The organism is Flavobacterium sp., assembly GCF_043773265.1.
GTDB lineage: Bacteria > Bacteroidota > Bacteroidia > Flavobacteriales > Flavobacteriaceae > Flavobacterium.
The window spans coordinates 1-10,595 of sequence record NZ_JAYVFH010000287.1 but is presented as its reverse complement, the minus strand read 5'-3'; the positions used below and the strand labels follow the sequence as shown (position 1 = coordinate 10,595).

Sequence of the window (10,595 nt, the reverse complement as noted above, 5' to 3'; positions counted from 1 at the left end):
ATTTAGGATAGCTTTTTTAAGAAAAATTGAATAAAAAAAATGCAACTTTCATTAAATTGAAAGTTGCATTATAAATTTTAAATAAAAAGAATCTTACTCTTCTTGTTCAGCTTCAATATAGGTTTTATTACCATTTTTATTAATGTAGTATTTTCCACCTCTTGGTCCAGTAAATACTTTTTTGCCATTATATTTTCCTGTAACTTTATCAGCAACTTTTTTCTCTGCAGCTTTAGAAACAGCAGTTTCTTTCATGTCTTCTTTTTCCTCAGCAGCAGTTTTTTTAACTTTAGCTTTAGTTTTATTGGCAGCAGCTTTAGTTTTTCCTTCTGTAGATTTTTCTTTTCCTGTTGCAGACGCTTTATTTTCTTTTACTTTATCCGAAGCATATTTTGTATTAGATTTTGGATCGTTTTTAGTTTTAGATACTTTTTCTTCTACATCTTTCTTTGCTTTAGTAGCTTTTTCTTTAGTAGTTTTAGCTTTTTTATCAGTTTTAGTTGCTTTTTCTTCTACATCTTTTTTAGTTTTAGATGTTTTAGTTTTAGCATCTTTCTCTGCTTTTTTAGCTTCTTTTGCAGCGTCTTTTTTAGCTTTAGTTTTCTCTGCCTTAAGTTTTTCTGCTTTTTCTTTTTTGGCAGCTGCAGCTTTTTCTGTTTTAGCTTTAGTTTTTGAAGTTTTTTCTTTTACATCTTGTGCAAAGAATGTATTTGAAAATAAAAAAACAAAACATAATAAAATTAGTTTCTTACTCATAGTATTAATAGTTTTTAATTGGATTTCGTGAATCATTGATTTCATTGTGATTTAAAATTGGGTTATTAAAGTTTAAAATTAACAAATTTATTTTAATCAACAATCATTCCATATCAATAAGTTGCATGTAGAATTTTAATTACAAGTCAAAAAAAGAATTTAGGATATTAATTGATTAAAAAAATGCTCTTAACTGTACGCTTCCAGTGTGAATGGTTTTATTAGTGTCTGATTTTCGTCCTTGATAGTTAATGTTTATGTCTAAATATTGTGTAAGATTTTTTTGTAAAAGTAAACGCCAAGTACTGTTCTTACCAGCTTGTAGTCCTTCGAGCATCTGAAAAGCAACTGGAGATAGTTGGTTTCCTAAAAAGTCATTATCATATAATGAAAACTCGCCATTGGCTGTAAACTTCTTATCACTTGAGTAATTAAATGAAATTCCGAATCGTTTTTGATTTAAAGTTTCAAGTAAATTGATAATGTTTTCTTTGTTTTTAAATTCATAAAACAAGGACAAACTTTTATTATTAGAAAATAAATAAGAAATTTTTGGTTCTAATGCATAACTTTTTAGTTCAAAATTTCTACTTGCATAATTATCAGAAACACTTGATGTTTTTGAAATTGAACTATCAAAATTGAACAACCAACTTTTCTTTAGTAAATGTGAATATTGTATTTGATTAGAACTTGTGCTGTTTTCTTGCGAACCAATAGAAAGTAAATTTTTAACTCTTCCTTTAATAAAATTATAGGTAACAGAATGTTTTTGTTTGGCTCGATTATAAAACAAACTGTTTCTAAAATTTGTGTTTAATCCTAACAAATTGTCTTCGCTTGCTGAAAATGGATTTAGATTGAAATTGTTTGAATTTCGTTCAATTTTTCGGTCAAGTGAAAATGATGTTTGATTATAAAAATAGGATAATATTTTTTGGAATCCTTTTTCATTAACCCATTTTGTAGGATTTAATGTTATTGATTGAGAAAATTTATTTTGGTGCGTTTTCACAAAAATTTGATTGGGAAGAAAAACTCTAACATATTTTGCTTGATCTTGAAAAGGCGCCACTTCAAACTCTTGCAATTCTTGAATTCCGTTGTCATTGTAGTCATTCCACATATAAACTCCTTGTCCTGGATTGACTTCTAAATAGGTAAATTCTTGTTGCGCAATCGTTCCAGAAGCAGTTTCATAGGCAGAAGTTGATTGAATTAATTGATTAAAAAAATTATCATTATACAATAATCTCGAGTTTAAAGATGGTTCTGTTGGTTTTGTTTCGTCAGTAAAATCCAATTGTCTAAAATTTACAAATAGTGATAAATTGGTTTTTTGAGATTGAATTAATTTAGACTTTAAATAATATGAATTTGATGTGTTGACACGTTGTAAATTTCCAGATTGTAAACTATCGTTTTTTCTGTGCAAATAACCAATTTCGGCATAGACTTTTGTACTATCGCCACGACCAAAAAACGTACCAAATTCTGAAAAATGTTGACTTAAAGGCGAGAATTGATTAGTTGCAACAAGTTTTTCTTGATTATCTTCATGATTGAAACTTCCACCAACCCAATTTTTCTTGAAATGGTATTTTGCACGAGTTTGATTGCGTAAAAAGGTGGTTTTTGAAATTGATCCAGAACTATTTAGCAAACTTGAATTTTGCTGAATTACAATATTTTTTTGTTTAAATATTCCTTGAATAATGTGACGTGTGCCTGAAAAATTATTAGTAAAATCTAACTTTTCTAATTGATATTTTGCGAAACCTTTTTCTTTAAAATCAAAATTTAAACCAGTAATCAACAAACTTTGATTGCCAGAAATAGTAGTTAAATTCCAATCACGATTAAATTCTATATTAAATAATCGCTCAATTGTTTTAAAATTTTCTTGAACCAATTGATAATTTACAAACGCATCAAGATTGAATTTCTTTGAAAACAAACGTTGTTTCGCATTTACTTTTGCAGCAATACCTTTATTATTGTTGTCATCAATTGTAGAAAATAAATTTAAATCGTTATTGCTAACGCCAAGTTCAAAATCGACAGCAGTTTTTTCTGATGGATTATAACTTCCTAAAACAGTTGCAATTTGAATTTTTGTTGGTGCAATCAATCTAGTTATTGGTTCGTAATTTCCTTGTAAAACTCCAGAAATTGGCGCTACATATTCATAAATTTTGCCAATAGCATTGTTGTTGGTTAAAATGTAATTACCCAAATTATTTCCTACTAACGAAAATCTAACATTATATAGAATATCGGTTTCATCATTAGAATACTGAAACACATCAACGCTACCAACAGTAACTTTTTCATACAATATTTTATTTTCAGAAAAGGAGTCAAGGTATGCCGATGGCGCATTCATTAAGGAATTATTGTCGCCAGCATTTTTTAGAATTTCAACTTGCTCTGATGATAAATTTTGTTGTAAAGGTTGATTTTTCACATCGTTTTCAGAATATAAAAATCCGCCAATACTCCAATTTTCTCTTTGATGAGTTGCACCACCATAAGTTACAAATCGAGTAAAATTTCTGTCAGAATATTGGTATTCGATAACAATTCGCATCTCAGAAGTAATTGGAAACAAAGAGGTAAAAACAATTTCGCCTGCATTGTAATCAATAATATAGTCATTGTTTTCGCCTCGCTTTAATAAAATTCCGTTTATAAAAACACGTTCTGAACCAGAAATTACAAGAACAAACAACTCGCCATTATTGCCACGCAATTTATATGGACCTTGATTTCCTTCTTGTCCTGTAAAGCTGCTTTTGGCATATTGACCACGAACAATTGCTCCAGATGCAAATACTTCGGTTTTTTTTTCTGGAGTTCCAAAAGTAAATTTTGTAGATAATCCTTGCACTTTTTTATTAAAATTCAAGAATTTAGATTTTCTGTTTTCAAGAAATAAATCGCCAGCACGAATGTTCCATTTATCTGAAAATAATTCAATAAATATTTGATCAAATTCGTCTAATGTTTGAGAATAACCACCATCTTGCAACGGAATATTACTGTCTTGAATAGAAGCACGAAGTGAAACTTTATCTGATATTTTGCCTGTAATTTGCAAATCAAGATTAGAATTTATAGTTGAATTTTGATTGTTTCCAACTGTAATTCCTCTTGTTATACTTCCCGAAGTGTTTAATCCTTCAAATGGTTTAAAATTATTGATGTTTTCTCTTTTTACCAAATATAAATTTCCTGCTTCGTTTGGAACTACACGATTTTCATCATAAATAGAATAGGTTTTGGTTAGAAATTCAGGAAACTTTAAATAGTTAATTGTCAAAGAATCTTGAGAAACATAGTTGTTCTTGAAAATTAATTTCGATTTAAGATAATCTATTTTATAATAAGAAGTGTCAATAGTATTTCCTTGTTGGTCAAGAATTTTAAAAAAAGATTTATTGATACTAACTTTTTCAATGAAAATTGTGTCTTTAGAAAACGGAATTTTTTTACTCTTGTAAGCAGTTTCTATTTCTTGGGCAAAAATGCCAGAAAAACAGAATAAAAACATCCATAAAAAACTATTTTTCAACATATTCTATATAACGTGATAAATGTCAAAAGTAGTATTTATATTTTTAAAAACTTGATGGATATTCTTTATTAACTATTGATGATGTTGGAAAAACAATTAGAAAAAAGTTTTTATTTTTCGTTTTTTAATTCCTCTGCAACTTTTTCTAATTCAAGATACCAATCTTCGCCAAATCGTCTAATTAATGCTTCTTTTACAAATTTATAAACTGGAACTTGAAGTTCTTTTCCAAGAGAACAGGCATCATCACAAATGTCCCATTTATCATAATTTACGGCTGCAAATTCTGTAAAATCTTTTACCCTAATAGGATATAAGTGACAAGAAACTGGTTTTTTCCAGGAAATTACACCTTGATTATAAGCTTGTTCGATACCACAAAGAGCAGTTTTTCCGTCAAAAATAACATAGGCACAATCTTTATCATCAATTAATGGTGTTTCCATATCTTGATCTGTTCCTACAACCCAAGTTCCTAATTTTTCTATTGCTGCAATGCCTTCTTTGCGAAGAAATGGTTTAATTTTTGGATAAATTTCTTCTAGAATTTTGGTTTCTTCTTCACTCAAAGGTGCACCAGCATCGCCATCAACGCAACATGCACCATGACAAGCTGAAAGATTGCACACAAAATCTTTTTGTAATATATCTTCTGAAACTATTGTTTTTCCGAGTTGAAACATTTGATTTAGAATTAGTTCCTTTGCATTGCTTAGGATTGTAAGTAATTATAAAATAGTTGGCAAAGGTACAAAGGATTTTATGTTTTTTACTAACGTTATTTATCTTAAAATTATTGTTTTTTATTGATTAACAATTTGGAAAGCAGTAATTTTGCATTTTAAATAAAGTAGTATGTTAGGATTTGATTTTAAGGAAATTGCAACAATTGCTATGGTGCTTTTTGCAGTTATAGATATTGTTGGTACAATTCCGATAGTTGTAGATTTAAGACAAAAATTTGGTCATATTGAATCTGAAAAAGCATCGCTTACTGCAGGAATTATTATGATTGTTTTTCTTTTTGTGGGTGAAGAATTATTAAAACTAATTGGCATTGATGTTCATTCGTTTGCAGTAGCAGGTTCGTTTGTGTTATTTTTTTTAGCTCTTGAAATGATTCTCGGAATTAGAATTTATAAAGACGAAGCACATTCATCGGCATCAATTGTTCCGTTGGCTTTTCCTTTAATTGCTGGTGCTGGCACAATGACAACTTTATTATCATTGCGTTCTCAATATGCAACTGTAAATATTATTATTGCTATAGTTTTAAATATTATTTTGGTTTATGTGGTTTTAAAATCATCTTCCAAAATAGAAAAAGTATTAGGAAAAAATGGTTTAGGTGTAATTAGAAAAACTTTTGGTGTTGTACTTTTGGCTATTGCAGTTAAATTATTTGCAGCTAATGTTAAAGGTTTGTTTGTTTAATTCAATTTTTACTATTTTTACACTTTAAATTTATTCGATGAAAATTTTCACAACAATATTATTATTTCTTGCCTTTGCTTTAATTGTTTTTAATATAACTTTATTAGATTTTCAAAACCCATTTGAAGGTGATAGTATGGTAGCATTAATAGGAATTGCGGCAGCTTTTTGTGCTGTATTTATTCTTCTTATCTTTAAGTTGTCTAAAAAAATTGAAGCCAATTTGAAAAATTAATAGCTTTTAAACTCCAAAATTTAAATTTATTATTTGATACTTTATGTTTGATGTTTTAATAATTGGTGGTGGCGTTTCTGGAGTTTCGTGTGCTTTAATATTAGGTTCTGCAAAAAACAAACCTTTTGCTGCTGATAAAAATATTGCAATTATTACACATCAAAAAGCATCATCACTTCAAGATGCTTTGTTTTATAATGCTTACGGAATTCCTGCCGGAAAATTAGGTTCAGAACTATTGACAGAAAGTGTTGAACAACTTCATGATTTATATCCTCATGTTGCTCAAATTGAGAGTGAAAAAGTAATGAAAGTTGAAGGTGAATTTCCAAATTTTACAGTCGTTACAAATAAAAAATCTTATGCTACAAAAACTATTGTTGTAGCAATTGGTTCATCTAACACTTTTGATATTGAAGGATTAAATCAATTTATTGAGCCAAATAAAAAAGCTGTTGTAGAGAAACAACGAATTCAATTAAAAAATGACGACCACAAAGTTGCCGATGGAATTTATGTAGCTGGAACACTTGCTGGTTGGCGAAGTCAATTGACAATTGCCGCTGGAAGTGGAGCAGCAGTTGCAACAGATATTTTGACTTTATGGAACAACGGAATTTCTTGCCAAGTTCATGATAGTGTTAGGAAGTAGGGTTTTTTAGTTTATTCTAAAATTACTTTTTGCTGATTTGTATATTAATAATATAATTATTCTCGAATTATTTTAGGTGATTTTTTATTCCCTTTTTTTATTTTTTCAATATTAATACCATCACATTTACAATTCTTTATTTGTTTCATAATTTTTTCAGAAACATAATAGTGTTTATTACTTTCAGTATTTCGAATTAAAAAAACGTTATTTTTATGCAAATTAATTGAATAAATGATTTTTCCATTATCTAGTGTTTCATATAAATTTTTATCAATAACGCCTTTTTTATACTATCATAATTTGTGATAGTTTGACTTTGAATTTTACTGAAAAGAAGTAAGAATATTATTTTATTATTATTTTTTTCATGATTAATTTTATTATAAAAGCAGTTTTAGGTTGCTAAAACTGCTTTTTTTATCATTGTTTAATGTACTTTGCTTTTTGCTGAATTAACATTGGACAAATCATCTTAAATTGTATCCACTTATTTTCTTTCTTTTCATACACTATGATTCCAGAACTACTTTTAAATGAATAATAAACTAATGCATAATTATTATTTTTAACATAAATTGGTTTAGAAACAGTCAAAACTAATTTACCAAGATTAATTTCATTATTTTTCTTTAAATAAATGTTTTCAGTATTAATTTTTTTCATATTCCAATTAAAATTTGCTTTTTGGGAAATTAATAAATCATACTCATTTTTATTAAAAATAGTTTCAAAAACAATATTATCATCAATGTTATATGATTGTTTAAGACTATCTAAAACAATCTCATTTTTTTGAGCTTCTTTAAGGTTTTTAATTATCAAAACAACAAATTCATTGTTATTATTTGTTTCAATATAAATTGGCTTTTTGTGATTTCTGTTTTTTACTTCTGAAACAATTTTATTTAAAATTAGGTAATCATCATTCTCTGTTTGGACAAAAAAATCAAATGACAACATAAATAATGTTAGAAATAATATAGAACTACTCACAAGGAGTTCCTTTAGCTGGTGGTAAATTGTCTTGTTCATTTGCTGCAGTATTATTGCTAATTAATTGTTGATCATTACTTAATGAATCTTCAAAAAGTGAAGTTCCTGTCATTGTTCCCCATGCTAAATCGATACAATATTGAACATCTACATCAGCAATACTGTTTGCAGCTGAATAATTATATATGCTATTAGCCATATTACTCATAAAGTTATCCATTGCATTATGAATTTCATTGTCTAAAGGATCAAAAGTATCAGGTGTCATGTTATTGTAAAATGTCATAAATGCATTTTGTAAAGTATTGTATTCTGAATCAGTTGCTACAAGAGTGCCTGAAATATAAAGATAAGTTAAATAAGCATGGACTAACTCATGTAACACAACGGCAACTATTGAAAGATTTGTAGCAGTATCTAAATAATCATTATCTAACTTAATATTAATTGTATAATTGTCTGAAGTGCCAAAAATTATTGGGCTTGTAACTGCAGGATTACCTCCAGGATTAACACCATTATAAATTTTAATATTTACTTTTTCATTTAAGCTAAAAGTTTGTTTTATTAGGTTTGTAAATGGTGATGAAATTGAAAAAATACTTTTTACAATTTCTTTTTGACAATTTTTAGTTATCCCAAATATAACATGATTATTAAAATCAACATCAACACCTTGCATTGCAGCAGTTATTGCATCTTTTATAAATGATTGTGGTGTTCCAACTGAATTTGGTTCATTTAAAACTAATTCATGTATTAAATTTTTAATTTCTTCAGTTTGATCTCGATACCATTCTAACTCTTCAGGAGTTAAAGTGCTTATAAATTCTTTAATAATAATATCATCAGGAGAAAGTGTAGAAATTCCAGTATAAATACCACTACCACTTGTGCCACCGCCACCGCCAGAATTGCCACCACCAGCACTTGAACTTGCTGAATCACCGCCACCAGCATTTTGTGGACCAGTATTACCACTAACCCAACCACATTCTGAAGATGTTGTTACCCAATGACCAAGGTTGTTTCCAGAGTAACCTACCAAGTCGCCTTCTGCATGAGGATAGGACACCCAAGATTGAGTTTCAACACAAATTAATTCTAATCGAACTCTATTAGTTACTGATATTGCTCTATACTCTTTATGTAATAATTCTAATTGTTCTTTGGTGTAGTTTGGAAGCTCATCTTTAGTGATGTCATATTTCACTAAATATATGTTGTAACCACCATCACTTTTTTGGTCAAATAATACATTTTCAATTTTATTATCTGTTGCATTAGTTCTAAAAATTGGAAATGTGTACGAATGTTTATCTGCTGATTCTATATACAAACCTCTTTCGTCATCGAAATAGAAATTTAATATACTGTCATAAACAACTCTATTTGTCTCTCCTTTTATCTCTTGATTTAAAAGATTTACAGCTTCCATTAATTTAGAATTAGATTTAGAAATTTCACTTTTTAATGATACTTCTTTTACAATTAAGTTTCTCTCACTATTCTGTATAGGTTGTTCATATAACTCTTTTTCACAACTAGCGAATAAAATAAAAACTAATACAAATACTGTTTGGAATAAATAATTTAATGTTTTTTTCATGTTTTATAAATTTTATGATTAATAAATTTAAAAACATAAAAAGCGTAAGCAGAACCTAAATACTCGTTTCAGAGGTTCGTGGAAACCCAAACACAAAGCAAAAAGGAACGCCTACGCAAATTGTAGACGTTTCCCATTTAACTCTCTTGTGTTTTGAAATTTTCCACGATTTCTGATACAGAGATTTTAAAAGCGAAACGCTAATTATATTTTTCGTTAAAGTAAGAACGTAATTAATTGGTTATAACCTATTTCAAATATAAGAAAATATTTATAGGTTTTACAAAATGTTAAATTATTTTTAAAATATCAGGAATTTCAAGTATTTATACTTGTAGAATTTTCTTACATTACTTTTTTTCCAAAACCGCTCTCACCATTTTATCATCTTTTAAAATAATTTGATAATATTGGTTTTCTCCAAACAATTGTCTGGCAAATTCTGCCGAGAGATATCGGTTTACTATAGTTTTATTTTTAGACAAACTCATGTCTAATCCAGATTTGGCAAGGTATTTTTGAAATTGATTTACATATAAATCGTTATTGTGCATTTTTACTAAAAACTGTTCGAATGTAATTCCTTTAAAAATGTTTCGGTTTTGGTCTAATTGTTCAAATACAAAATGACCAACTATACCTGTTTGCAATATGTATTCTAGACTTTCTTCGCCATGTTCTACTTCTAATGAAACAAAAACATCGGGTACAATTCCGCCACCACCATAAACAGTTCTTCCTTTTTTGGTTTTAAATTTTAAAGAATCGGCAATTTTTATTTTTCCTTTTTCATACAGTTCTCCACTTTCAAATCGGGTTTCTGCTTCTTTATAATATGCTTCGCTTTCGCCTTTTATGTATGGTTTTTGAATACTTCTTCCGCTTGGTGTGTAATATCTTGCAATGGTTAATCTTACTGCAGAACCATCATCAAAATTCATTTCGCGTTGCACCAATCCTTTGCCAAAAGAACGTCTGCCATAAATTGTTCCTCTATCATTGTCTTGTATTGCGCCAGCAAGAATTTCGCTTGCCGAAGCTGAGTTTTCGTCTATTAAAACTGAAACTTTTCCTGTTTCGAAATCGCCTTCTTCGGTTGCATAAGTTTTATCTATTGTTCCTTTTTTATTTTTGGTAAAAACAATAAGTTCTTTGTCTTTTAATAATTGGTCAGCAACTTCGACTGCCATTTCCATAAATCCGCCACCATTTTCTCGCAAATCAATTACTAATGAATTGATGCTACTTTTCTTTAGTTTAAGTAATGCCAAATGAAATTCTTGTGCGGTTGTCTCGGCAAAACGATTTATTTTTATATAACCTGTAGTTTTGTTAA

The 10,595-nt window shown here is 28.5% G+C and carries 9 protein-coding genes; 3 read left to right on the top strand and 6 right to left on the bottom strand.

The genetic code is table 11. From position 1 onward, the window contains the following. Positions 1-93: 93 nt before the first annotated feature. The 3 genes from ACH2BO_RS14900 to ACH2BO_RS14890 form a co-directional block, all read right to left on the bottom strand. Complete coding sequence (locus ACH2BO_RS14900) at positions 94-756, bottom strand: hypothetical protein (protein WP_395045523.1); 663 nt, start codon at positions 754-756, stop codon at positions 94-96. A gap of 175 nt (positions 757-931) precedes the next feature. Then, positions 932-4,333, bottom strand: a complete 3,402-nt coding sequence (locus ACH2BO_RS14895) for a hypothetical protein (protein WP_395045522.1) — start codon at positions 4,331-4,333, stop codon at positions 932-934. A gap of 110 nt (positions 4,334-4,443) precedes the next feature. Beyond that, positions 4,444-5,016, bottom strand: coding sequence for a DUF3109 family protein (locus ACH2BO_RS14890; protein WP_395045521.1), 573 nt, complete (start codon positions 5,014-5,016; stop codon positions 4,444-4,446). Positions 5,017-5,188: 172 nt separating this feature from the next. Between ACH2BO_RS14890 and ACH2BO_RS14885 the strand changes: the two genes are divergently transcribed. The 3 genes from ACH2BO_RS14885 to ACH2BO_RS14875 are packed head-to-tail and all read left to right on the top strand — an operon-like array spanning position 5,189 to position 6,654. Next, positions 5,189-5,767 (top strand): MarC family protein, encoded by a 579-nt coding sequence (locus ACH2BO_RS14885; protein WP_395045520.1) that lies wholly within the window; start codon positions 5,189-5,191, stop codon positions 5,765-5,767. A 37-nt stretch (positions 5,768-5,804) separates the two neighbouring features. Continuing rightward, a complete protein-coding gene (locus ACH2BO_RS14880) occupies positions 5,805-6,002 on the top strand; it encodes a hypothetical protein (RefSeq protein WP_395045519.1) in 198 nt (65 codons plus the stop codon). A 43-nt stretch (positions 6,003-6,045) separates the two neighbouring features. Continuing rightward, on the top strand, positions 6,046-6,654 hold the full coding sequence (locus ACH2BO_RS14875; RefSeq protein ID WP_395045518.1) for an FAD-dependent oxidoreductase: 609 nt from the start codon (positions 6,046-6,048) through the stop codon (positions 6,652-6,654). Positions 6,655-7,077: 423 nt separating this feature from the next. Here ACH2BO_RS14875 and ACH2BO_RS14870 read toward each other — a convergent pair whose 3' ends face one another. From ACH2BO_RS14870 to ACH2BO_RS14860, 3 genes are all read right to left on the bottom strand, one after another. After that, positions 7,078-7,650 (bottom strand): hypothetical protein, encoded by a 573-nt coding sequence (locus ACH2BO_RS14870; RefSeq protein ID WP_395045517.1) that lies wholly within the window; start codon positions 7,648-7,650, stop codon positions 7,078-7,080. Next, positions 7,643-9,259, bottom strand: a complete 1,617-nt coding sequence (locus tag ACH2BO_RS14865; RefSeq protein WP_395045516.1) for a hypothetical protein — start codon at positions 9,257-9,259, stop codon at positions 7,643-7,645. The genes ACH2BO_RS14870 and ACH2BO_RS14865 overlap by 8 nt, the downstream gene beginning before the upstream one ends. A gap of 350 nt (positions 9,260-9,609) precedes the next feature. Next, positions 9,610-10,595: S41 family peptidase (locus ACH2BO_RS14860; protein WP_395045515.1), on the bottom strand; the 986-nt coding region annotated here is incomplete at its 5' end.

What these genes read in the sequence shown, in the direction of transcription:
- ACH2BO_RS14900 (WP_395045523.1), bottom strand. Translation starts at nt 756, where the DNA reads ATGAGTAAGAAACTAATTTTATTATGTTTTGTTTTTTTATTTTCAAAT.
- ACH2BO_RS14895 (WP_395045522.1), bottom strand. Translation starts at nt 4,333, where the DNA reads ATGTTGAAAAATAGTTTTTTATGGATGTTTTTATTCTGTTTTTCTGGC.
- ACH2BO_RS14890 (WP_395045521.1), bottom strand. Translation starts at nt 5,016, where the DNA reads ATGTTTCAACTCGGAAAAACAATAGTTTCAGAAGATATATTACAAAAA.
- ACH2BO_RS14885 (WP_395045520.1), top strand. Translation starts at nt 5,189, where the DNA reads ATGTTAGGATTTGATTTTAAGGAAATTGCAACAATTGCTATGGTGCTT.
- ACH2BO_RS14880 (WP_395045519.1), top strand. Translation starts at nt 5,805, where the DNA reads ATGAAAATTTTCACAACAATATTATTATTTCTTGCCTTTGCTTTAATT.
- ACH2BO_RS14875 (WP_395045518.1), top strand. Translation starts at nt 6,046, where the DNA reads ATGTTTGATGTTTTAATAATTGGTGGTGGCGTTTCTGGAGTTTCGTGT.
- ACH2BO_RS14865 (WP_395045516.1), bottom strand. Translation starts at nt 9,259, where the DNA reads ATGAAAAAAACATTAAATTATTTATTCCAAACAGTATTTGTATTAGTT.